This window comes from Amycolatopsis sp. NPDC051373, from assembly GCF_040689465.1.
Classification (GTDB): domain Bacteria; phylum Actinomycetota; class Actinomycetes; order Mycobacteriales; family Pseudonocardiaceae; genus Amycolatopsis.
In genome coordinates, this window is the sequence record NZ_JBFBAE010000004.1 from 95615 (window position 1) to 117912 (window position 22298).

The window sequence follows — 22298 nt, forward strand, 5'->3', positions numbered from 1 at the left end:
ATGACCGTGCCCGAGGAGCTCATCGCCCGCAGCAACGCGCTGGGCGCCGATCCGCGGAACACGAACTACGCCGGCGGCAACACCTCCGCGAAGGGCGAGGTGCTCGACCCGGTCACCGCCAAGCCCGTCGACCTGTTGTGGGTCAAGGGTTCCGGCGGTGACCTGGGCACCTTGACCGAAGCCGGACTCGCCGTGCTGCGGCTGGACCGGCTGCGGGCGCTCGTCGACGTCTACCCCGGTGTCGAGCGCGAGGACGAGATGGTCGCCGCGTTCGACTACTGCCTGCACGGGCGCGGCGGGGCCGCGCCGTCGATCGACACCGCGATGCACGGTCTCGTCGAGGCGGCGCACGTGGACCACCTGCACCCGGACTCGGGCATCGCCCTGGCCACGGCGGCCGACGGGGCCGCGTTGACGAAGGAGTGTTTCGGCGACCGCGTCGCGTGGGTGGACTGGCGCCGGCCCGGGTTCCAGCTCGGCCTGGACATCGCGGCGGTGAAGGAGGCCAACCCGCAGGCGATCGGCGTGATCCTCGGCGGGCACGGGATCACCGCGTGGGGCGCGACTTCCGAGGAGTGCCGGCGTAATTCACTGGAGATCATCCGCACTGCGGAGAGGTTTCTCGCCGAACGCGGCAAAGCCGAGCCGTTCGGCGTGGTCGTCCCCGGTTTCGAGGGGTTGCCGGAGGACGAGCGCCGCGCGCGGGCCGCGGCGCTGGCGCCGCTGATCCGTGGGCTCGCGTCCACGGATCAGCGGCAGGTCGGCCATTACACCGATGCCGACGTGGTGCTGGAGTTCCTCTCACGGGAGAAGCTCGGGCGGCTCGCCGCGCTGGGCACGTCGTGCCCGGACCACTTCCTGCGCACCAAGGTCCGGCCGCTGGTGGTCGACCTGCCCGCGACCGCGCCGCTGGAAGACGTCGTCGCGCGGCTGAAGGAGCTGCACGCCGAGTACCGCGAGTCCTACCGCGCCTACTACGAGCGTTATGCGACGCCCGATTCGCCGGCCATGCGCGGTGCCGACCCGGCCATCGTGCTGGTGCCCGGCGTCGGCATGTTCTCTTTCGGCAAGGACAAGCAGACCGCGCGCGTGGCGGGGGAGTTCTACGTCAACGCGATCAACGTGATGCGCGGCGCGGAAGCCGTGTCGACGTACGCGCCGATCGCGGAGAGCGAGAAGTTCCGCATCGAGTACTGGGCGCTGGAGGAGGCCAAGCTCAAGCGCCTGCCGAAGCCGAAGCCACTGGCCGGCCGGATCGCGCTGGTCACGGGTGCCGGCTCGGGCATCGGGCGGGCGATTGCCGAACGGCTCGCGGCCGAGGGCGCCTGCGTGGCCGTCGCCGATCTGAACACCGAGGCGGCCGAAGAGGTCGCGACCGGCATCGGCGGTGCGGACAAGGCCATCGCCGTGACGGCGAACGTGACCGACGCGGCGGGCGTGGCGGCGGCGGTCGACGCGACCGTGCTGGCGTTCGGCGGGCTCGACCTGGTCGTGAACAACGCCGGGCTGTCCATCTCGAAGCCGCTGCTGGAGACCACCGAACGAGACTGGGACCTGCAGCACGACGTGATGGCCAAGGGCTCGTTCCTGGTCTCCCAGGCCGCGGCCAAGGCGATGATCCCCCAGGGGATGGGCGGCGATGTCGTGTACATCTCCTCGAAGAACGCGGTGTTCGCCGGCCCCAACAACGTCGCCTACGGCGCGGCGAAAGCCGACCAGGCCCACCAGGTGCGGCTGCTCGCGGCCGAACTCGGCGAGCACGGCATCCGCGTGAACGGCATCAACCCCGACGGCGTGGTGCGCGGCTCCGGCATCTTCGCCGGCGGCTGGGGTGCGCAGCGCGCGGCCGTCTACGGCGTGCCAGAGGAGAAGCTGGGCGAGTTCTACGCCCAGCGCACGATCCTCAAGCGCGAGGTGCTGCCCGCGCACGTCGCCGCCGCGGTGTTCGCGCTGACCGGCGGCGACCTCACCCACACCACCGGCCTGCACATCCCGGTCGACGCCGGGGTGGCCGCGGCCTTCCTGCGTTAGGAACGAACTCCATGACCGACACGCTCGCGCGGCCCGGACCCCCGGGCCTGGACCGCATCACCCCGCGCCGCACCCGCGTCGGCCTCGTCGCCGGCGGGCTCGGCGCGTACTGGCCGCAGTTCCCCGACTTGCTGCCGCAGCTGCAGGACTCGGCGCGCCGGGTCGCCGAGCGGCTGTCGGGACTGGACTGCGAAGTGGTCGACGCCGGGTTCATCTCCGACGCGGCCGAAGGCGCGGCCGCCGCGGAGAAGCTGCGGGTGGCCGACTGCGACCTGATCATCGGCTTCCTGACCACGTACCTGACGTCGAGCATGCTGGTGCCGATCGCGCAGCGCTCGGGCTCGCCGGTGCTGCTGCTGAACTTGCAGCCCACCCAGGCGATGGACCACGCGTCCTTCGACACGGGCGCGTGGCTGGCCTACTGCGGGGCCTGCCCGCTGCCGGAGATGGCGAACGCGTTCCGCCGCGTCGGCGTCGAGTTCCGCTCGGTGTCCGGGTACCTGGAGGACGAGCGGGCCTGGGTGAAGATCGCGCGGTGGATCAAGGCGGCCGGCGTGCGCGCGGCGTTCCGGCACGGCCGCCACGGCCTGCTCGGGCACCTGTACCCGGGGATGATGGACGTGGCCACCGATCCGACGCTGGTGTCGGCTCAGCTCGGCGGGCACGTCGAGATCCTGGAGGTCGACGACCTGCGCGTGCGCGTGGAGCAGGTCACCGACGCCGAGACGGCGGCCCGGATGGCGCTCGCACGCGAAGTGTTCACTGTGGACGATTCGGTCGTCGACGAGGATTTCGCCTGGGGAGCCAAGGTTTCGGTGGCGCTGGACCGCCTGGTCGGGGACTTCGGGCTGGACTCGCTCGCGTACTACCACCGAGGGCTCGACGGCGAGACCCACGAGCGCGTCGGGGCCGGGTTCATCCTTGGCGCGTCGCTGCTCACGGCCCGCGGAGTGCCCACGGTCGGCGAGTACGAGCTGCGGGCGTCACTGGCGATGCTGCTGCTGGACCGGCTCGGTGCCGGCGGTTCGTTCACCGAGCTGCAGGCGCTGAACTTCCGTGACAACGTGGTGGAGATGGGCCACGACGGCCCGGCGCACCTGGCGATCAGCGCGCGCAAGCCGCTGCTGCGCGGACTCGGCGTCTACCACGGCAAGCGAGGCTGGGGCGTGTCCGTCGAGTTCGACGTGCAGCACGGCCCGGTGACGCTGTGCGGCCTCGGCCAGCTGCGCGACGGCACGTTCGTGCTCGTCGCGTCGGAAGGCGAGGTCGTGCCTGGGCCGCTGCTGCAGATCGGGAACACGACCTCGCGGGTGGACTTCGGCTGCGACCCCGGTGAGTGGACCGACGCGTGGTCGGCCACCGGGGTGAACCACCACTGGGCCCTGGGGACCGGTCACCGCGTCGCCGAGCTGAAGGCGGTGGCGGACCTGCTGGGACTCGAGCTGACCGTGGTGTCCGGCTGATGGGTGTCCGGGTGATGCGCGTGGCCGCCGTCGACCTCGGTGCCACCAGCGGCCGGGTGATGGCCGGGACGGTCGGGCCCGGGCGGCTCGAACTGGAAGAGGTGCGCCGCTTTCCGAACGGCGGCGTCCGGGTCGCGAGCGCCACGGGCTCCACGCTGCACTGGGACGTGCTCGGGCTGTACCGCGAGGTGCTGGCCGGGCTCGGCGACGCCGGCGACGTGGCGGGTGTCGGCATCGACGCGTGGGCCGTCGACTACGGGCTGCTCGACGCCGACGGCCGGCTGCTCGGCAACCCCGTGCACTACCGCGACTCCCGCACCGACGGCGTGGCGGAGTTCGTGCACCGGACGATCCCCGCGCCGGAGCTGTTCGCCGTCACCGGGCTGCAGGAGCTGCCGTTCAACACGCTCTACCAGCTGGTGTCCGAAGGTGACCGGCTCGCGGCGGCCGAAAGGGTGCTGCTGATCCCGGACCTGCTCGGCTACTGGCTGACCGGGAGCGTCGGCGCGGAGCGCACCAACGCGTCGACCACGCAGCTCTACGACGTGCGCGAGCGGACCTGGGCGGACGACCTCGCCGAGCGGGCCGGCATTCCGGCGCGGCTGCTGCCTCCGCTGCGCGAGCCGGGGGAGCGGATCGGGACGCTGCTGTCGGAGCTGGCCGAAGAGCTCGGGAAACCGGAGCTGCCAGTGGTCGCCGTCGGTTCGCACGACACGGCGTCGGCGGTCGTGGCGGTGCCTGCCGAGCCCGGCACGAACTTCGCCTACATCTCCTCCGGCACGTGGTCGCTGGTCGGGCTGGAGCTCGACGAACCGCAGCTCGGCGCCTCGGCGCTGGCGGCGAACTTCACCAATGAGACCGGCGTCGACGGCAAGATCCGCTTCCTGCGCAACGTGATGGGTCTGTGGGTGCTGACCGAAACCCTGCGGACCTGGGCCGCGCACGGCGAGCCCGCGGACCTGGCGACGGTGCTCGCGGAGGCGGCCGCCGCACCCGCGCTGGCGGCCGTCGTGGACATCGACGCCCCCGAGTTCCTCCCGCCCGGCGACATGCCCGCGCGCATCGCCGCTGCCTGCCGCAGAACCGGGCAGCGGCCGCCGGAAAGCCGGGGCGAGCTGGTGCGGTGCATTGTGGACAGTCTGGCGCTCGCGTACCGGCGTGCGGTCCGGCAGGCCGCCCAGGTCACGGGCCGGAGGGTCGACGTGGTGCACCTCGTCGGCGGCGGTGCTCGCAACGAGCTGCTGTGCCGCCTGACAGCCGACGCGTGCGGCGTGCCGGTGCTGGCCGGGCCGGTGGAGGCGGCGGCGCTGGGCAACGTCCTCGTGCAGGCGCGGGCCCTCGGCGCCGGCCTGCCGGACCTCGCCGCCATGCGTAGGCTGATCCGCGAAACCCAGCCGCTGCGGCGATACCAGCCGGGCGGCGGGAACTGGACTGCCGCCGAGGCGCGGCTGAGCGGGGCGGGGGTGGTGGCGTGAAGGTCGCCGTGCTCGTGACGTGCATCAACGACACGATGTTCCCCGACACCGGCAAGGCGGTGTTCCGGCTGCTGCGGCGCCTCGGCGTCGACGCGGACTTCCCGGAGGCGCAGACCTGCTGCGGCCAGCCCATGGTCAACACCGGCTACCTCGACGAGGCTGTGCCCGTGGTGCGCGCCTTCACCGACGCGTTCGCCGGGTACGACTACGTCGTCACCCCGTCCGGATCCTGTGCAGGTTCGGCACGCCACCAGCATGGGTTGGTCGCCCGGCGTGCGGGTGATCCGCGGCTGGCGGAGACCGGGCCGAAGGTCTACGAGCTCAGCGAGTTCCTGGTCGACGTGCTCGGCGTGACCGACGTCGACGCCTACTTCCCGCACCGCGTGACCTATCACCCGACGTGCCACTCGCTGCGCATGCTCGGCGTCGGCGACAAACCCTTGCAGCTGCTGCGCAACGTGCGCGGGCTCGACCTGGTGGAGCTCCCTGCCGCTGAAGAGTGCTGCGGGTTCGGCGGGACGTTCGCGGTGAAAAACGCCGAGACGTCCACCGCCATGGGCGCGGACAAGGCCCGCCACGTCCGCGACACCGGCGCGGAGGTGCTCGTCGCGGGCGACAACTCTTGCCTGCTGCACATCGGCGGCCTGCTCTCGCGCGAGCGCTCCGGCGTCCGCGTGCTGCATCTCGCCGACGTACTGGCCTCGACCGAGGAGGACGCGTGAGCGCCACGTTCGTCGGGATGCCCGCGTTTCCGACGGCCGCGCGCGAGGCGCTGGCCGACAGCCAGCTGCGCCGCAACCTCGCCCACGCCACCGGCACGATCCGCGCCAAACGCGCGGCCGTCGTCGGGGAGGTGGACGAATGGGAGGAGCTGCGCCTCGCGGGCGCCGCGATCAAGGACAACACGCTGCGGCACCTCGATGAGCACCTGCTGACGCTGGAAGCGGCGTTGCAGTCCCGCGGCGCGACCGTGCACTGGGCCCGGGACGCGGCCGAAGCGTGCGACATCGTCGCGCGGATCGCCCACGGCCACGGCGTCGGCGAGGTCGTGAAGGTCAAGTCGATGGCCACGCAGGAGATCGGCCTCAACGAGGCGCTCGCCGCCCAGGGCATCACCGCGTGGGAGACCGACCTCGCCGAGCTGATCGTGCAGCTCGGCGACGACCTGCCCAGCCACATCCTCGTGCCGGCGATCCACCGCAACCGTGCGGAGATCCGCGAGATCTTCCGCCGCCGGATGGCCGCCGCCGGCCGTCCCGCGCCCGAGGACCTGACCGACGAACCGGCCGAGCTCGCGGCCGCCGCGCGGCTGCACCTGCGCGAGAAGTTCCTGCGCGCCAAGATGGCGGTGTCGGGTGCGAACTTCGCGGTCGCCGACAGCGGGACGCTGGTCGTGGTCGAGTCCGAGGGCAACGGCCGCATGTGCCTGACGCTGCCCGAGGTGCTGGTTTCCGTGGTGGGCATCGAGAAGGTGGTGCCGACCTGGTCCGATCTGGACGTGTTCCTGCAGCTGCTGCCGCGGTCCAGCACGGGGGAGCGGATGAACCCCTATACCTCCACGTGGTCGGGGATCACACCCGGAGACGGGCCGCAGGAGATGCACGTGGTGCTGCTGGACAACGGCCGCACCCGTGCGCTGGCCGACGAGGTGGGGCGGCAGGCGTTGCGGTGCATCCGCTGCTCGGCGTGCCTGAACGTGTGCCCGGTCTACGAACGCACCGGCGGCCACGCCTACGGCTCGGTGTACCCCGGCCCGATCGGCGCGATCCTCAACCCGCTGCTCAAGGGCGTCGGCGTCGACGAGCAGACCGACTCGCTGCCGTATGCCTCCAGCCTGTGCGGCGCCTGCTTCGAAGCGTGCCCGGTCCGCATCGACATCCCCGAAGTGCTGGTCCACCTGCGCTCCCAGGTCGTGGACGCGCACCGCGGCGGGGCGCCGAAACCCGAAGCGGTGGCGATGAAATCCGCGTCCTGGGTCCTGTCCGACGCGCGGCGGCTCACCCTCGCCGAACGCGGGATGGGTGCGGCGGGCAAGGCGTTGAACCGCTTCGGCCGCGCGGTTCTGCCCGGTGGCCGACGGGCGTTGCGGCGGCTGCCCTGGCCCGCCTCGCTGTGGACCGGCGCCCGCGACCTGCCCGCGCCGCCGGCGGAGTCCTTCCGCGCGTGGTGGCGCCGGACGGGCCGCCGATGAGCGCGCGCGACGAGATCCTCGCGGCCGTCCGCGGCGCGCTGCGGGACGCCGACCACGCCGAGGCGCCCGTGCCGAGGGGTTACCGCGGCGCACCACCGCCCGCGGACGTGCTTTCCCTCTTCGCCGAACGCGTGGTCGACTACCGCGCCACCCTCAGCCGGTGCACGCCGGCCGACCTGGCCGACACCGTCCGCGCCGCGCTGGGTGCGGCTGAAAACATCCTGGTTCCCGACGGCTTCCCGGTCGGCCTCGGCGGAGCGGCCGACGCCGACGACCTCGACTCCTGCGACGCAGTGGTCACCACCGCGGCCGTCGGGATCGCGCGCACCGGCACGCTCGTGCTCGACCACGGCGCGGGCCAGGGCCGCCGCGCGCTCAGCCTGGTTCCCGATGTGCACGTGTGCGTCGTCCGTGAGGACCAGATCGTGCCGGGCGTGCCCGAGGCGGTCGCGCTGCTGGACCCGGACCGGCCGCAGACGTGGATCAGCGGGCCCAGCGCCACGAGCGACATCGAGCTGAACCGCGTCGAAGGCGTGCACGGGCCGCGGACCCTGCACGTGGTGCTCGTCGGTTCGTGACACGCCGCGCGAGTTGGTGACACGCCGCGCGAGTTGGTGACGGCTGAAGCGCTATGGGACGATTTGTCCACTTGACTTCCGCGGCATCCGGGCAGCACCGCGGCGAAAGCGGTGGTGGCGATGACGGTGCCACGAGTGGTCCTGGCCGAGGACGACGTGCTGCTGCGCGAGGGCCTGGCCAGCCTGCTCGACCGCTCGGGGTTCGCCGTGGCCGGTCAGGCGGGCGACGCGGCCGCGCTGCTCGACCTCGTGCGGGAGCACCGGCCCGATCTGGTCCTGGTCGACGTCCGCATGCCCCCGACCCACACCGTCGAGGGGCTCGAGGCCGCGCGGACCATCCGTGAGGAGCTGCCCGAGATCGGCATCCTGGTGCTCTCGGCCCACGCCGACGTCGACCACGCGATGGAGCTGCTGGCCGGCGGCCGCGGCATCGGGTACCTGCTCAAGAGCCGGGTCGCCGACGTGGGGGAGTTCCTCGACACGCTCCGGCGAATCGCCAAGGGCGGCTCGGTCGTCGAGCCGGCGCTGGTGCGGGAGCTCGTCGAGGCCCGCCACCGCAACGACCCGCTGGCCGCGCTGAGCGCCCGTGAACGCGAGGTGCTGGGCCTGATGGCCGAGGGCCGCTCCAACGCCGGGATCGCGCGCCGGCTCTGGGTCACGGAAGGGACCGTGGAGAAGCACGTACGCAGCGTGCTGGCCAAGCTGGACCTGCCGGAGACCACGGACGACCACCGCCGCGTGCTGGCGGTGCTGGCCTACCTCGACAACCGTTAGCCGGTCGTGCCGAGCAGGCCGTGGATGGCTCGCGCCGACAGGATGGCCTTGGGCAGGAACCCGACCGCGGGACCCTCGGCGATCACGTCGCGGTAGTCCTCTTCCTCGTGGGTCGAGATCACGATGATGCGCGACGAGCCGCCGGCATCCGTGCGCGCCAGGCGCCCGACCAGGTCGAGACCGCTCTCGCCGCCCAGGTCGATGTCGACCAGCACGACGTCGGGGCGTAGCTCGTCGACGGACCGCAACGCTTCCGCTCCGCCCCGGGCCACCCCCGCGACCGTGACTCCCTCACGCTCCAGCAGCCGACGAGCCGCGGCCAGGAAACCCGGACTGTCGTCGACGATCAGGCACCGCACGTATTCACCCTCCCAGAACCGCGCAGTACGCGCATTCCCGCTAACCGGTACGGCCACGACCGGTCACCCCGTCCGCGTACACCTCGTCGAGCTGATGCAACCGGATGCGCCGCAGCGACTCCGCGAAAGTGCAGGCGCCGTACCAGAACCAGCCGCAGGCGTCGCAGTGGCTGTGCCAGCGCCCGCACCGGGTGCAGTACCTGTTGTTTGCGTGGTGGTGGACTGTCATGACCGGACTTCTTCCCGAGGAACCCTTGTTGCCTCCGTCTGGTCACCCAGTGTGGTGCCTCGAGGGGCTCGCCGTCGTCACGGCGAGCGGGAATCCCCGGGCCCGGCCAGCGGGGTAGCTCACCTACCGGCTGGCCGGTACGGCCGCTCAGCTTGCCTGCCTGACCAGCGGGAACTCGGCGCGCAGCGTCGTGCCGTCGGCGGGTGGGCTGTGGAGGAAGATCCGCCCGCCCAGCGCTTCCACGCGGTCCTTCAGCCCGGCCAGCCCGGTGCCGCGGGCGAAGTCGGCGCCGCCCGCGCCATCGTCGTGCACGACGATGCGCAGCACGTCGGCGCCGGTCTCCACGACGACGGTGATGGCGGTGGCCTGCGCGTGCTTGGCCGCGTTCGTGAGCGCCTCGGCGACGACGTAGTACGCGCCGACCTCGATCGGCTCGGGGAGCCGGCCGTCGGCGCGGACGTCGAGGTTGATGGTCTGCGGCGAGCGGCGCGCGAGGGCCTTGAGCGCGGGCACGAGGCCGAGCTCGGCCAGCAGCGCGGGGTGGATGCCGCGAGCCATCTCGCGCAGCTCGTCCAGCGCGTCGGACAGCCCGTCGGCGATGCGGTCGAGCTCCCCGCGCGCCTCGAGGGACTCGTCGGGGATCAGCGCCTGGACCGCGCGCACCTGCAGGGAGAGCGAGACGAGCTGCTGCTGGGCGCCGTCGTGCAGGTCGCGCTCGATGCGCCGGCGGGTCCGGTCGGCGGTGGCGACGATGCGCGCTCGGGAGGCCTGGAGCTCGGCGCGGGCCTCGGCGTTTTCGATCGCGGTGGCGACGAGCTCGGTGAAGCTGGCGATCTGCGCCTCGGTGTTGTCCGGGAAGCGTTCGGCGCTCTTCGTCGACGCGGCGATCACGCCCCACAGCCGGCCGGACGCCACGATCGGGCAGCCGACGGACGAGCGGATGCCCAGGCTGCGGGCCTCGCGCGCGATCGCGCCCGTCTCGCCGGCGAAGCTCGCGAGTCGTACCGGTGCGCCCGTGACGCGCACTTCGCGCGCGACACTGAGCCCGTCGAGCTCGATCTTCGTCCCGACAGCCAGGTGCACGGGCACCCGGGTCCAGGCGGCGACGCCGGTGACGGTGCCGTCCACTTCGTACCGTTCCATGCGGGCCAGGTCGGCGTCGCAGAGCAGGCCGACCTCACGCGTCACGGCTTCGAAGACCTCCGGCGGCGAGACCGATTGGGCGACGAGCGTCGCGACGCGGCGCAGGGCCGACTGCTCGTCGGTCAGGCGTTCGGAGATCAGGGCCGTGCGCTGTAGTCGTGACGCGAGGGTCCCCACTACGACCGCGGTGATGAGGAAAACGCCCAGCGCGACCGCGTTCTGGGCGTCGATGAGCTGCAGGCCGGAGGGCGGCGGGGCGAACAAGGTCGCGTAGACGACGACGCTCAGCAACGAGGTGCCCACCGCCAGGGCGGTTCCCCAGATCACGGCGACCGGCAGCACCACGACCAGGTACAGCATCAGCAGGGACACCGAGTCCACGTGCGGTTCGAGCAGCAGCGCGATACCCGTGACGGCGGCGACGGCGACCACTGCGGCGAGCGCGCCGCTGGAGCGCCGCCGCATGAGCTCTCCGGTTCGGCGGCGCTGCACCATCGTTTCGTTGGACACGCCGCAACACCCATCCTGAGGATAGGCGCCGCCCGCGCGCACAGCCAGCCCCCGGCCCGCGGGCGAAAGTCCGGGTAGCGGGGGCGGGGGACTCCAGGTGGCAGGAATGCGGACTGGAGCCGGTCCCGGCAATCCTGTGAGGACTCGAAAGCCATGGCGGTAGCCGGCACCGGGACGTGAAGATGTCGCCCGCCCCCGAGATCTGCTCCGGATCGGAAGGTGGAAGCGTGATGCGTCAGCACGGCTTGCCCGACCGGGGACGCGCGGTCGCCGCCCGCCGCGTCACGGCCGGACCTCGGCAGCGGACGCGGTCGGGCCGGCTGCCGCGCAGCTGCCCCACGACCGTGCTCGTCGCTCGGCGCCTCACGAACGCGGAGAGGACGATCCATGCCTGAGCAGTTCTCCCGCTGGGGTTTGCAGCTGTTCGGCTGCCCGTGCTCCGTGTGCGGCCGCCCGGCCGAGCGCCTGTGGTTCCTCGCCGACAGCCGCGTCGTCTCGCACCCCGGCGGCGGGCCGCTGTGCCGGCTGCCGAACCCGCAGACCGACGAAGACGTCTCGGCGCCGGTCGTCTCGCGAGGAATGAGTGCGGCGTGACCGAATACGTGGGACGGCCGAACTGGTGGTCGAGTGATCGGCTGCTGGGCTGGGACGACTTCGACCTGCGCGGCCAGGCGGCGCGGCTCGGACTGCCGACCGGCTGGCTGCTCGACCGGGCCGAGCGCGGCTCGGGTGAAGGTGCGCCACAGCGCGCCGATTGCCAGGCAATCCCTGGCGGACAGTGAAAACCGGGACGGACCGCCGTCCCCGCAGCTACCCGGCCGAGGTCGTGTGTCCCCCGCCCCGCGACGTCGGCCGGGTTCCCAATTCGCGAGTGGCGATGCGGGTTCCCGCACGGGCGGACATCACGGCCGCACCCAGGTCTCGTTAGGCACGACGGCGAGGGCTTCGAGGTCGAGCGGCTCACCGGAGTCGGTGTGGGGCGCGACGCTGACGGGTTTTCCGGAGCCGCGCTCGACGATCCGGGCCGGACCGCCGTCGGGCTGCAGGTGCTTGTCGGCCCACTGCATCAGCGCGAGCACGACCGGGAAGAGATCGCGGCCCATCGGGGTGAGCACGTATTCGTCGCGCGGACGTGAGCCAGGCTCGCGGTAGGGCTGCTTCTCGAGCGCGCCGAGCTCCACGAGCTGCTTTAGCCGGGCGGCCGCGACGCTGGGGGAGAGGTCCGTGCGGTCGACGAACTCGTCGAAGCGCGTCGTGCCGTAGAAGGCCTCACGCAGCACGAGCACGGTCGCGCGGGCGCCCACGACGTCGATCGCCTTGGTGATCGAGCAGTTCTCGGTCAGCCATCCGCGCCGGTCGGTGACCGCGCCCTCCAGAGTCATCGCCATGCGGTGAGTCTACCCCTGAGTTGCGATCGCCGAAGTCAGCTGCGTAGAGTCTGACTTCGACGATTCGAACCCAGCAGGGGGATCACCGATGCAGGCGGACTGGACTTACGCGGCGGCCGGCGAACTGTCCGCTGCTCTGCGCGCGGGCAAGGTGAGCGCGGTCGAGCTGACGGAGTCGGCGATCGCGCGCATCGAGAAATACGACCCGGAGCTCAACGCGGTGTGCGCGCGCGACTTCGGTCCCTCCGGCGAGGCCGTGGCTCTCTGGGCAGCGGCCGACGACCACCCAGCCGGGCTGGGCCACGTTTCCCGATCCGTTGGCGCCCCAGGCGGTCGCGGCCCGCAACGCGATCGTCCACGACGCCGACGGAAGGCCGGTGATCGGAAAGACCCTGGGCGACGGCATCGAGCACGTGGCCGCGACGCGCCGGGGCGAGCCTGGTCCAGGCGGACGGACCGGACCTGCCCGCCGCGACCCGCGTCGTCGGGCGCGGGCCGGACCTGCACTTTCTCCTTGACCGCGACTGGCTGCGGCTGGCCGTCGAGGACCTCCCCGGCGAAGGGCTGCGATAGCCGGCTGACCGGCGACGTCACGACGCTTCCGCCGCCGAGCGCCGGCGCGTCTACAGGCCGGCCGACGGCATGAGCGTCTACCTGGCTTCTCCCGATACGAGTCGCACGCTGCTGTCGGGCATCGCCCTGCTGGAGCCGTGCACGACGGTAAAGAATGGGTCCACGTCGTGCGCGGCGCGGTGCAGCTCACGCTCGACGGCGGGGAGTCCGAAGTGGACCTCGAACCCGGCGACAGCGTCTATCTGCGCACGGGCCGGCGGCACCGCTTCGCGAACCGCGGAGATGTCGCGGCGGAGGTGATCACTGTGCTGTCGCAGGGCGGGTTCCCCGGTGGCGGTCCGGTGGCCGACTGAAATCTGTGCGCTGAGCGGAGTTCGAGCCTGGTTCGGCTCGAACCCCGCTCGCGAACTCAGTCGTGCTGGTGGGGCTGCACGACGGGGAACTCGTTGTCGGTGTCGGCGACGATGTTGAAGTAGTTCGTGAGGATGTTGAGCGCCAGGTTGGCGATGACCTCGCCGATCTCGGCGTTGGTGACGCCGGCTTCGCGCACGGTCTTGAGGACGGTCTCGTCGATCGTGCCGCGGCCGCGGGCGATGGCGTCGGACAGGGTGAGCAGGGCGGCGACGTGCTCGTCGGCCGAGTCGGCGTGGCGGGCGCGCTCGATCTCGTCGGCGTCGAGCTTGGCGACCTTCTTGCCGAGCATCGTGTGCGCCGACAGGCAGTAGGTGCACTGGTTGTATTCGGCGGTGGCGAGCGCGAGGCGTTCGCGGACCGCGGCGGGCAGCACGCCGCCGGCGAGCGCGCCGGACAGGCCGAGATAGCCCTTCAGGAGCGCGGGGCTGCTCGCCATGGTCTTCGCCATGTTCGGAATCGCGCCCATGTTCTTCTTCGTCTCGGTGAGCAGGACCGCGGCCTGGCCGGTGGCGTGTTCGAGCTCGATCTGGGGCAGCGTCGACATCTCGGAACCTCTCTAATGTTTGAAACTTGTGTAACCGTTAGGCCAAGGTGGCATGAGCCGGCTGGCGCTGTCAAATGGTTGTGACTCAGACTTCCATTAGGGAGTGGTAGTGTGGGTGCCATGACGACCGCTGCCCTGCTCGGCGAACCACTCCCGGTGGAGCTGATGAACACCGTGAACGCGGGCCGCGACGGCGTGACCGACGCGCTGACGGACGAGGCCGACGTCGCCGGTTGGCTGGCGGCGGTCGCCCCTCGTCTCGAGACCGAGGCCGGCGTGGCGCTCGACGGCGACTCAGCGCCCGTCGCCGACCGGCTTCGACGCTTGCGCGACGCCCTGCGCGCGCTCGCCGCCGAAGCCACGGACGACCCTCGCCCGGTCGCGGTCGAGGTGGCCCGGGCCGAGGCGCTGGCCACGCTCAACGACCTGGCCCAGACCCGCGCCGAGCTCGTCTGGCCCGAGGACGGCGAGCCCGCGCGCGTGCTGCGTTCGGGCGGCACCCCGGCCGAACGCGCTGTGGCATTCCTGGCGCACCAAGGCATCGACCTGCTCGGCAGCGACCAGCGGCAGAAGCTGCGCGCCTGTCTGGCGCCCAACTGCCTGCTGTTTTTCGTGAAGGACCACTCCCGGCGTGAGTGGTGCTCGGCCGGGTGTGGAAACAGGGCGCGCGTTCAGCGGCATTACCAGCGTCACCACGCCAAGAGCTGACGGGCTACGCGCCGTTGTCACTCCGAGCGGCGTCCGGCGGGTTGACGACCGGCAGGTCCCACGCCCGGCGGAACGCGCTGATGGTCAGCCACGCCAGTCGGGCGTTGACCGGGAAGAGCTGCCGGACCGATGTGAGGGTGTCGAACGACGAGTCTCCCTCGCCGCGTCCGCGTTCGAGATCCGCCGGGCCGAACGCCGGGCCGAACACTTCGAGGACGGTGCCGAGGTAGTACAGGTGCCCGAGCGTTTCGAGCTGAAGCCGGTGCAGTGCGACGGTTTCGGTCGTCACCGCAGCGGTGACCGGCGGCTGAGCCGCGGCCGTCAGCAGCGAAGCGCCCTCAGCCACGGCATGGGCGTCGACGTGCCGGACCAGCTCGCTCACGGCGATGTCGTCGAAGGTGTCGCGGCCCACGACCGTGCGCAGGGCCGCCCGCTTGTCCCGCAGTTCCTCCCCGACGAGCCGGCGCGCCACGTCGGCCAGCTGCCCGGCCGAGCCGAGCACCTGCCGCGTCACGCGGATCAGCTCGCGCGGCAGCCCACCGGAGAGGCAGTGCGCCAGGCACACGAACGGTTCGGGCAGCCCCAGCACCCGCCGGTTCAGCAGCTGCCGCGCGTCGTCGAGCCGCAGGTATTCGAGCCGGAAGATGCTGTCGAACGTGCTGTCGAAGGCGTCGCGCACCGGCAGGCCGCGCCGTTCGAACGACGCCAGCGCGTCCTCCGACACCGAGACCAGTAGCAGGAACCCGGGAACGTCGAACGTCAGCACCGCCTTGATCTCGTTGACGAAATCCTGAGCCGCCTCCGCCGAGACGATCTTGTCCAGCTCGTCGAGGATGACGACCACGGACGGCGTGGCCATCTGCGGCAACCCGCGGACGCAGTCGACGGTCAGGCCGAGGAAAGCGCTGAACTGGTGCACGATCTGCGGATACGTCAGCGGCTGCCGGGTGGTCTCCCGAGAGCCGCTCACGCCGGCTTCGGCACCGACCGGCAGGCCGACTTTGCCCGACCAGCCCGACGTGTGCTTCTGCTGATAACGGATCCGGCCGAGGTTGCCCTCCGCGACCGCCTTCAGCCCCCGCACGTCACCGGGTTCGAGCCGGGGTTGCTCGTGCACCTCCGCCGGCTCCGGTGGCGAGACGCGGCGGCGGCGCCGCGCCAGAGTCGCGACACCGGCCACGCCCAGCAGCGTCACGAGCGTCCACCAGTTGGCCGTGAGCCAGGTTCGTAGATCGGCCTGCGGACTGCGCAACGTCAGCGACCCGAGGACACCGACCATGACCCACGCGACCACCACAGCGGCGAACGGCCACGCCCGACGCAGCACGGGCCACACCGCCGCCCACCGGCTCGGCCGATCCGCCGCCTCGGCGCCCTCGGACTCACAGAACTTGATCACCGCTTCGCACACCCGCGCGTAGAGGTGCAGCACGAACTCGCGCGCGTCGTAGCGCACCGGGACGCTTTCCAGCAAGGCGATGTGCACGCGGTTCGGGTCCAGGAACCGGCCCGCCTGGTACGCCTCCAGCAGCGTCGACTTGCCCACGCCGCGCGGGCCCGCCATCCCGACCGCGCCGCCGCGGATGCCCGAGAGCAAGGACCGCAGCCGCCTGGCCGCGTCGGTGTCCAGGAAGACCTGCTCACCGGGGCGCATCTGGCCGAGCGCACCGCGATCGAGCTCGGGCAGCTCGGTGCTGAACGGCGGGTCGAGTACCGCGGCGAGGTGCAGCCGCACGCTCTGCTCGACCTGCGCCACAGCGGCTTTCGTCCACTCCTGGCTCGCCGTTTCGCGGGCCAGCTCCAGCTGGTCGTGGCGGCGGGTCCACGCGGGACTGCCGAACCGGGCGGGATCCCGCGAGAGCCGCGCGGGCACGGAGCTGAGCAGGAGCGGACCGCCGAAGACCGCGATCAGCGAACACAGCAGGTCGGCCACCAGCCACGCAGCCCAGTCCCCGCTCGCCGCGGTGAACACCGGGCTGAGGATCGCGGCCGCCGCCACCGTGACGAGCAGTTCCCGCCAGACGACCGGACTCGGGACGCGCCGGCCCGGCGGCTCGTCCTTGAGCTTCAAGAACGCGATCGCCATCACCATGAACAGCAGGAACGCGGTGACGAGGCCGAGGGCAACCCAGACGATCACTGCCCAGAACGGGCCCATGCTCTCGCGCGAAGACGGCCACAGCCGCAGGATCAGCAGCAGGTACGTCGTGGCGAAGCCGGTCAGGAACGGCCAGCCCGCACCGCCGAGGGCCGGTTCGCCGGTCAGCCGCCGACCCGCCCGCGCGACGGCGAGGTACGCCGGCCGGAGCAGGGCGAATCCCGCGACCACGACGGCGGCCGACACCCAGAAGTGCGCGGTCGGGCTCAGCGGGGTCTGGAGCAGCTGCCAGACGACGACCGGCACCAGGACACCCAGCCACAGTGCGGAACCCAGCAGCGCGTGGGCGGCCTTGTCGCGCGGGTCGGGCTGCCCGGCCGCCTGCTGGGGCGGGGTTTCGTGTGCTTCGAGTGCCTGGCGCGCCTGGCGCAGCACGGAGATCTGCTCGTTGGTCTCGCTGAGCAGCGTGTCCGAGTCGCCGGTGACCTGCTGCACGACCTTCGCCCGAACGCCCTCATCCCGCACCCGGTGAGCCACGGCCACGTCCGGGGATTCGGCGAAAAAGCCGAGCATGGCCTCGGCCATGGGCTTGATCAACTTGCGCAGCTCTTCGACGAGCTCGTCACGGACCGGTTCGGCGTTCTTCGCGGGTTCCGGGAGGGCATCGGCGAGAGACTGTGGCGGCGCGGTCACAGCGGGGAACTCTATCGGGGCGAACGCCCCCACATCGGCGATTCCGGAAACTTCGACCTTCTGGCGCGCTGAGAACAATCGCCGTTGCACGTCGCTTGTACGGTCCGCCGCGATCCTGGCCGCACTTCAGAGGAGTCAGGACGAAGCCGGGATCATGGGATTGAGACGTTTCGCGACGGGGTGCTGGCGGCCGCCGCCGCGGCGGCGGGGCTGGGGGCGCTGCCCGCCGCGCCCGCGTCGGCCGACGTGGCGAGCACGGTGGTGTTCCAGGCGAACACCGGCGGGTACCACTGTTTCCGCATTCCCGCGGTGGTCAAGGCGCACAACGGCGACCTGCTCGCCTTCGCCGAGGGACGGCACACGGGGGCCGGCTGCGCGGCATCGGTGACGTGGACGTGGTGCTCAAGCGGTCGAAGGACAACGGCAAGACGTGGAGCGCGTCGACCATCGCGGTGCAGGGGTTCGGCGACACCAAGGACAACGCAGTGCCGATCGTGCTGCCGACCGGCCGGATCGTGCTGCTGACCGAGATGCAGTGCGTGAGGTCGGCGGCGTGCGGACGGGTGCCGCGCGTGAGTTACAGCGACGACAACGGCGCGACCTGGACAGCCCCCAAGGCGCTCACCGCGCAGCTCGGCTTCACCACCGCGCCCGGCTGGCTCGCGACCGGCCCCGGCCACGGCATCGTGCTGCAGCACGGAACGCACGCCGGCCGGCTGGTGGTCGGCATGAGCTACCAGGCGAACACGTCGAGCGCAGACGTCGGCGCGCTCATCTACAGCGACGACCAGGGCGTCACCTGGCACCTGGGCGCGAGGGACGAGGCCACCGACCCGAACACGCTGAACCCGCAGGAGATCAGCGTCACCGAGCTCGCCGACGGGCGCGTCTACGCGGCCGCGCGCAACGACCACTACTCGAAGCCCGCAGACGCCTGCGCCATCCACAACCGCGCCTTCGCGATCAGCTCCGACGGCGGGGCGACGTTCGACAAGAAGTTCGCCGTGGAGACCGGTCTGACGACCCCGCAGGTGCAGGGGTCCGTGCTGGAGATGAGCGCCACCACGGCCGGCGGCGCGTACGATCGGCTGCTGTTTGCCGGACCGTCCACTTGCGACCGTCGTAAGGAGCTGCGCGTGCGCTCGTCCTTCGACGAGGGCGGCACGTGGACGAGCGACGCGAACAGCCTGCTCGTGTGGGGCCACGACGCGTCCTACACCGACCTGATCTCGCTGAGCCCGACGTCGGTCGGCCTGCTGTACGAGGCCGGCCCCGAGTTCCAGGCCGACGCCGGTATCCGCTGGTCCACGGTGTCGGAGACCCAGCTCGGCGCCCCGGCCTGCGGCACCGGCTACGGCGTGATCGACTCGGCCCCGCTGGGCACGACGGGCTCCGCGTACCTGTCCTACAACGCGGCGAACGGCCAGAACTGCGTCAGCACCATGAAGAAGACCGGTGCGGGCACGCCTTCTCAGACTTCGGCCTACCTGCAGGTGGAAGGCGCGACGCGGAAAACGGACTCGGGCGCGTTCTCCTACTACGCCGGCCCGGTGGCCGCGGCCGCGGCGGGCAAGTGCGTGCAGTGGGGTGGCGCGATCGGCGCGGACAAGTACGACAGCCCCCTCGAACACTGCGGCTGATCGGACACTGCGGCTGAAACCGGGGTCCTCCGGCTCGGCAGGCCGGAGGACCCCCGCCTGTCACAGCGTGACCGTGCCGGCCCCGGGCACGGCATCGAGCAGCTGCCGGGTGTACGGGTCGGCCGGCGAGGACAGGACCTCGCCGACCGGCCCGTGCTCGACGACACGGCCGGCCTGCATCACGAGCACGTCGTGGGCCAGCGACCGGACCACGGCGAGGTCGTGGGAGATGAACAGGTAGCTCAGCCCGAGTTCCTCCTGCAGGTTCCGCAGCAGGCCGAGGATCTGGTCCTGCACCAGCACGTCCAGCGCCGACACCGGTTCGTCACACACGACCAGCCGGGGACGTACCGCCAGCGCGCGGGCGATGGCGACGCGCTGGCGCTGGCCGCCGGACAGCTCGTGGGGATAACGCTGGGCCAGCGCGGCGGGCAGCGCGACCTGGTCGAGCAGCTCCGCCACCTGCCGGCGCCGCGACGCGCGGTCGCCGACGCCGAACGTCCGCAGCGGCTCGGTGATCAGCCGCTCGACCGTCCACATCGGATCTAGCGACGCGTACGGGTCCTGGAACACCGGCTGCATCGCACGCCGGGCGGCCCGCAGCCGGGCGCCGCGCAGGCCGACGACCTCGGCGCCGTCGAGGCGGATCGTGCCGGACGTCGCGGGCACGAGGCCGAGCACCATGTGCGCGGTGGTGGTCTTGCCCGAACCGGACTCCCCGACGATCGCCGTGGTCCGCCCGTGCCCGACGGTGAACGACACGTCGTCCACGGCCCGCAGCGCACCACCGCCGCCGCGCACGCGGTACTCCTTCGCCACGTGCGACACCTCGAGCACCACGTGGGCGGCCGCCGAGGCCTCGTGCATCGGGCCGGTCAACGACGGAGCCGCCGCCACCAGCCGCTGCGTGTAGCCCTCCCGCGGCTCGGTCAGCACCCGGCGCGCCGGGCCGGCCTCGACGATCTTGCCCTCGGACATCACCACGACCCGGTCGGCCCGGTCCGCCGCCAGCCCCAGGTCGTGCGTGACCAGCAGCAACGCCGTGCCCAGCTCCTGCGTGAGCTTCTCCAGGTGGTCGAGGATCTGCCGCTGCACGGTCACGTCGAGCGCGGAGGTCGGCTCGTCCGCGATGAGCAGGTCGGGCCGGCAGGCCAGGCCGATCGCGATCAGCACGCGCTGGCGCATCCCGCCCGAAAACTCGTGCGGGTACTGCCGTGCCCGCCGCGCCGGTTCGGGGATCCCGGCCTCGCCGAGCAGTTCCACCGCCCGAGCCCACGCCTCCCGGCGCGAGCACATCCGGTGCGCCACGAGGGTTTCGGCGACCTGCCGGCCCACCCGCGCCACGGGGTTGAGGTTGGACATCGGGTCCTGCGGCACCAGCCCGACCTCGCGTCCGCGCAGGCGGCGCAGCCGTTTCTCCCCGGCGTTTGTGAGGTCCTCGCCGCGCCACCGGATCGCGCCGCCGGTGATGCGCCCGGCGCCGGGCAGCAGGCCGATGACCGCGTGCGCGGTGGTGGACTTGCCGGAGCCGGACTGCCCGACGACGGCCACGCGTTCGCCCGGTGCCATTTCGAGGCTCACGCCCCGCACGGCCGGGGTGCGGCCGAAGGACACCTCGAGGTCACAGACTTCCAGGAGCGGTTCGGTCATCGTGGTCCCCTTCACCGCGTGCTCTTCGGGTCCAGCGCGTCGCGCAGGGCGTCGCCGAACAGGTTGAACCCCAGGCAGATCAAGGCGAGTGCGATCCCGGGGAAGATGCCCGGCCAGGGCGTGCGGAACAGGTACTGCTGCGCGTCCGACAGCATGATCCCGAGGCTCGGCGCGGGCGGCTGGATGCCGAGGCCCAGGAACGACAGCACCGCCTCGCCGATGACCGCGACCGGCATGATCACCGTGGCCTGCACGATGATCGCCGAAGCGGCGTTGGGCAGCACGTGCTGCCCGAGGATCCGCCACGGCCCGGCGTGCATCGTGTTCGCGGCGAGGACGAAGTCGGTTTCCTTGAGCCGCAACGTGTCGGCGCGCACCACACGGGTCATCGTCGGGATCTGCGCGATGCCGAGCGCGATCGCGGCGTTGGTGAGACCGCCTCCGTTGATCGCGGCGAGCCCGACGGCGACGATCAGGAAGGGGAACGCCAGCATGAGATCCGCGACCCGGGAGATCAGCGCGTCGAGCCACCGCCAGTACCCGGACAGCAGCCCGAGCGGCACGCCCACGAGCACGGCGAGCAGCACCGACAGGGCCCCGACCTCCAGCGACGCGCGCGTGCCGTAGAAGACGCGGGAGAGGATGTCGCGGCCGAGGTCGTCGGTGCCGAGGGCGAACCCGACCGTGCCCGGCTGCTGGAACGGCGTCTCGAAGTGCACCTCCGTCGGCGCGTACGGAGCCAGCAGCGGCGCGAACACCCCGGCGATCACGACGATCAGCAGCAGCACGCCGCCGATCACGCCCAGCGGGTTGTGCAGGAGCCGTCGCGTCACACGACCGTGGACACGGGCCAGTGGCGCGGGGGTTTCGGCGGCGATCGTCATCGGGTCCTCCCGGAGACTCGCAGGCGTGGGTCGATGACCGTGTAGAGGAAGTCGACGAGCAGGTTGATCACGATGTAGGCCGTCGTGATCACGAGGACCACGGCCTGGATCACCGGGTAGTCGCGGGTGAAGACCGAGTCGAGCGTCAGCTTGCCGATGCCCGGCAGGCTGAAGATGCGCTCGGTGACCACGGCACCGGCGATGAGCCCGCCGAGCTGGAGCCCGACGATCGTGGTGACCACGATGAGGCTGTTGCGCAGGCCGTAGCGGAAGATCACCGCGGTGCGCCCGAGTCCCTTCGCCCGCGCGGTGCGCACGAAATCGGCGGTGAGTGTCTCGACCATCGAGGACCGGGTTTGCCGCTGCACCACCGCCGCGTGCGTGAGGCCGAGGATCACCGCGGGCAGCGTGAGGTAGTAGATCCCGCGCAACGGCTGGTCGAAGGGCGAGACGTAGCCGGACGCGGGGAACCACCGCAGCTGCACGGACAGGTAGAGCACGGCGAGGATGCCGAGCCAGAACGTCGGCACCGACAGCGCGAACAGCGAGAAGCCGTTGGCGCCCCATTCGGGCCAGCGACCGCGGAACACTGCCGCGACGACGCCGGCGAGCACGCCGATCAGGACCGCGACCAGCATCGCGAACACCGCGAGCTGCACTGTCACCGGCAGGGTCGCGCCGATCATCTCCCGCACCGGCGTCCCGGTGCGCACGGACTTGCCGAAGTCACCGGTGAGCGCGTGGCCGACGAACTTGAAGTACTGCACCGGCAACGGGTCGTCGAGCCCGAGCTGCGCCCGTACGGCCGCGATGGCGGCGGGGTCGGCTTCCTCGCCGGCCATCGCCGTGGCGGGGTCACCGGGCAGCGCGCGCACGCCGACGAACACCACGATCGACGCGAGCACCAGGGTCAGGGCGGACTGCCACAGGCGGTGGAGCAGGTAACGTCCCAC

The 22298-nt window shown here is 71.8% G+C and carries 20 protein-coding genes and 1 pseudogene; 12 read left to right on the forward strand and 9 right to left on the reverse strand.

Annotated elements, in window-relative coordinates; genetic code table 11:
• The 7 genes from AB0383_RS08825 to AB0383_RS08855 all read left to right on the forward strand — a co-directional run bounded on the left by AB0383_RS08825 (position 1) and on the right by AB0383_RS08855 (position 8512).
• Positions 1-2031, forward strand: a complete 2031-nt coding sequence (locus AB0383_RS08825; RefSeq protein ID WP_366186157.1) for a bifunctional aldolase/short-chain dehydrogenase — start codon at positions 1-3, stop codon at positions 2029-2031.
• A gap of 11 nt (positions 2032-2042) precedes the next feature.
• Positions 2043-3494 carry an L-fucose/L-arabinose isomerase family protein gene (locus tag AB0383_RS08830; protein ID WP_366186159.1) on the forward strand — a complete coding sequence of 484 codons (1452 nt, stop codon included), beginning with the start codon at positions 2043-2045 and terminating at the stop codon, positions 3492-3494.
• A gap of 14 nt (positions 3495-3508) precedes the next feature.
• The gene (locus tag AB0383_RS08835; RefSeq protein ID WP_366186525.1) at positions 3509-4969 is read left to right on the forward strand and encodes a rhamnulokinase family protein; all 1461 of its coding nucleotides are present in this window, start codon (positions 3509-3511) and stop codon (positions 4967-4969) included.
• The gene (locus AB0383_RS08840) at positions 4966-5691 is read left to right on the forward strand and encodes a (Fe-S)-binding protein (protein ID WP_364183689.1); all 726 of its coding nucleotides are present in this window, start codon (positions 4966-4968) and stop codon (positions 5689-5691) included. Before AB0383_RS08835 ends, AB0383_RS08840 begins: the two co-directional genes overlap by 4 nt.
• Positions 5692-5708: 17 nt before the next feature.
• Positions 5709-7160 (forward strand): lactate utilization protein B, encoded by a 1452-nt coding sequence (locus tag AB0383_RS08845; RefSeq protein WP_366186527.1) that lies wholly within the window; start codon positions 5709-5711, stop codon positions 7158-7160.
• Positions 7157-7738 carry an LUD domain-containing protein gene (locus AB0383_RS08850; RefSeq protein WP_366186161.1) on the forward strand — a complete coding sequence of 194 codons (582 nt, stop codon included), beginning with the start codon at positions 7157-7159 and terminating at the stop codon, positions 7736-7738. Before AB0383_RS08845 ends, AB0383_RS08850 begins: the two co-directional genes overlap by 4 nt.
• A 120-nt stretch (positions 7739-7858) precedes the next feature.
• Positions 7859-8512, forward strand: coding sequence for a response regulator transcription factor (locus tag AB0383_RS08855; RefSeq protein WP_364183694.1), 654 nt, complete (start codon positions 7859-7861; stop codon positions 8510-8512).
• Here AB0383_RS08855 and AB0383_RS08860 read toward each other — a convergent pair.
• Positions 8509-8871, reverse strand: a complete 363-nt coding sequence (locus tag AB0383_RS08860) for a response regulator transcription factor (protein WP_364183697.1) — start codon at positions 8869-8871, stop codon at positions 8509-8511. The two genes, AB0383_RS08855 and AB0383_RS08860, sit on opposite strands and share 4 nt — an antisense overlap.
• Before the next feature lie 376 nt (positions 8872-9247).
• The gene (locus tag AB0383_RS08865) at positions 9248-10753 is read right to left on the reverse strand and encodes a DUF4118 domain-containing protein (RefSeq protein WP_366186164.1); all 1506 of its coding nucleotides are present in this window, start codon (positions 10751-10753) and stop codon (positions 9248-9250) included.
• Between the two features lie 387 nt (positions 10754-11140).
• Between AB0383_RS08865 and AB0383_RS08870 the strand changes: the two genes are divergently transcribed.
• Both AB0383_RS08870 and AB0383_RS08875 read left to right on the forward strand, forming a co-directional pair.
• The gene (locus AB0383_RS08870; protein ID WP_354870400.1) at positions 11141-11347 is read left to right on the forward strand and encodes a hypothetical protein; all 207 of its coding nucleotides are present in this window, start codon (positions 11141-11143) and stop codon (positions 11345-11347) included.
• Complete coding sequence (locus AB0383_RS08875; RefSeq protein WP_364183705.1) at positions 11344-11535, forward strand: hypothetical protein; 192 nt, start codon at positions 11344-11346, stop codon at positions 11533-11535. The genes AB0383_RS08870 and AB0383_RS08875 overlap by 4 nt, the downstream gene beginning before the upstream one ends.
• A gap of 120 nt (positions 11536-11655) precedes the next feature.
• Here AB0383_RS08875 and AB0383_RS08880 read toward each other — a convergent pair whose 3' ends face one another.
• Entirely contained in the window at positions 11656-12141 is a 486-nt protein-coding gene (locus AB0383_RS08880) for a helix-turn-helix domain-containing protein (RefSeq protein ID WP_366186167.1), read from the reverse strand.
• 665 nt (positions 12142-12806) lie between these two features.
• Between AB0383_RS08880 and AB0383_RS08885 the strand changes: the two are divergent.
• Positions 12807-13067: pseudogene (locus tag AB0383_RS08885) on the forward strand (cupin domain-containing protein); the annotation flags it as partial.
• Between the two features lie 56 nt (positions 13068-13123).
• Here AB0383_RS08885 and AB0383_RS08890 read toward each other — a convergent pair.
• On the reverse strand, positions 13124-13672 hold the full coding sequence (locus AB0383_RS08890; protein ID WP_366186169.1) for a carboxymuconolactone decarboxylase family protein: 549 nt from the start codon (positions 13670-13672) through the stop codon (positions 13124-13126).
• A gap of 120 nt (positions 13673-13792) precedes the next feature.
• Between AB0383_RS08890 and AB0383_RS08895 the strand changes: the two genes are divergently transcribed.
• Positions 13793-14380 (forward strand): ABATE domain-containing protein, encoded by a 588-nt coding sequence (locus AB0383_RS08895; RefSeq protein ID WP_364183714.1) that lies wholly within the window; start codon positions 13793-13795, stop codon positions 14378-14380.
• A 4-nt stretch (positions 14381-14384) separates the two neighbouring features.
• Here AB0383_RS08895 and AB0383_RS08900 read toward each other — a convergent pair whose 3' ends face one another.
• Complete coding sequence (locus AB0383_RS08900) at positions 14385-17171, reverse strand: transcriptional regulator (RefSeq protein WP_366186171.1); 2787 nt, start codon at positions 17169-17171, stop codon at positions 14385-14387.
• A gap of 152 nt (positions 17172-17323) precedes the next feature.
• Complete coding sequence (locus AB0383_RS08905; protein WP_366186173.1) at positions 17324-17473, reverse strand: hypothetical protein; 150 nt, start codon at positions 17471-17473, stop codon at positions 17324-17326.
• An 87-nt stretch (positions 17474-17560) separates the two neighbouring features.
• Between AB0383_RS08905 and AB0383_RS08910 the strand changes: the two genes are divergently transcribed.
• Positions 17561-18811, forward strand: coding sequence for a sialidase family protein (locus tag AB0383_RS08910; RefSeq protein WP_366186175.1), 1251 nt, complete (start codon positions 17561-17563; stop codon positions 18809-18811).
• A gap of 60 nt (positions 18812-18871) precedes the next feature.
• Here the strand turns inward: AB0383_RS08910 and AB0383_RS08915 are convergent, their stop codons facing one another.
• From AB0383_RS08915 to AB0383_RS08925, 3 genes are read right to left on the reverse strand one after another with little or no spacing between them, the layout of a single operon-like run.
• Positions 18872-20461 carry an ABC transporter ATP-binding protein gene (locus AB0383_RS08915; RefSeq protein ID WP_366186177.1) on the reverse strand — a complete coding sequence of 530 codons (1590 nt, stop codon included), beginning with the start codon at positions 20459-20461 and terminating at the stop codon, positions 18872-18874.
• Positions 20462-20472: 11 nt separating this feature from the next.
• Positions 20473-21345 carry an ABC transporter permease gene (locus AB0383_RS08920; protein WP_366186179.1) on the reverse strand — a complete coding sequence of 291 codons (873 nt, stop codon included), beginning with the start codon at positions 21343-21345 and terminating at the stop codon, positions 20473-20475.
• The gene (locus tag AB0383_RS08925) at positions 21342-22298 is read right to left on the reverse strand and encodes an ABC transporter permease (protein ID WP_364183728.1); all 957 of its coding nucleotides are present in this window, start codon (positions 22296-22298) and stop codon (positions 21342-21344) included. The genes AB0383_RS08920 and AB0383_RS08925 overlap by 4 nt, the downstream gene beginning before the upstream one ends.

Coding starts and splice junctions, on each gene's coding strand:
- AB0383_RS08855 (WP_364183694.1), top strand. CDS start 7,859: ATGACGGTGCCACGAGTGGTCCTGGCCGAGGACGACGTGCTGCTGCGC.
- AB0383_RS08850 (WP_366186161.1), top strand. CDS start 7,157: ATGAGCGCGCGCGACGAGATCCTCGCGGCCGTCCGCGGCGCGCTGCGG.
- AB0383_RS08915 (WP_366186177.1), bottom strand. CDS start 20,461: ATGACCGAACCGCTCCTGGAAGTCTGTGACCTCGAGGTGTCCTTCGGC.
- AB0383_RS08880 (WP_366186167.1), bottom strand. CDS start 12,141: ATGGCGATGACTCTGGAGGGCGCGGTCACCGACCGGCGCGGATGGCTG.
- AB0383_RS08905 (WP_366186173.1), bottom strand. CDS start 17,473: ATGCGGAAACAGTGGTACCCGCCGGTGTTCGCCTGGAACACCACCGTG.
- AB0383_RS08830 (WP_366186159.1), top strand. CDS start 2,043: ATGACCGACACGCTCGCGCGGCCCGGACCCCCGGGCCTGGACCGCATC.
- AB0383_RS08920 (WP_366186179.1), bottom strand. CDS start 21,345: ATGACGATCGCCGCCGAAACCCCCGCGCCACTGGCCCGTGTCCACGGT.
- AB0383_RS08835 (WP_366186525.1), top strand. CDS start 3,509: ATGCGCGTGGCCGCCGTCGACCTCGGTGCCACCAGCGGCCGGGTGATG.
- AB0383_RS08845 (WP_366186527.1), top strand. CDS start 5,709: ATGCCCGCGTTTCCGACGGCCGCGCGCGAGGCGCTGGCCGACAGCCAG.
- AB0383_RS08895 (WP_364183714.1), top strand. CDS start 13,793: ATGACGACCGCTGCCCTGCTCGGCGAACCACTCCCGGTGGAGCTGATG.
- AB0383_RS08870 (WP_354870400.1), top strand. CDS start 11,141: ATGCCTGAGCAGTTCTCCCGCTGGGGTTTGCAGCTGTTCGGCTGCCCG.
- AB0383_RS08890 (WP_366186169.1), bottom strand. CDS start 13,672: ATGTCGACGCTGCCCCAGATCGAGCTCGAACACGCCACCGGCCAGGCC.
- AB0383_RS08825 (WP_366186157.1), top strand. CDS start 1: ATGACCGTGCCCGAGGAGCTCATCGCCCGCAGCAACGCGCTGGGCGCC.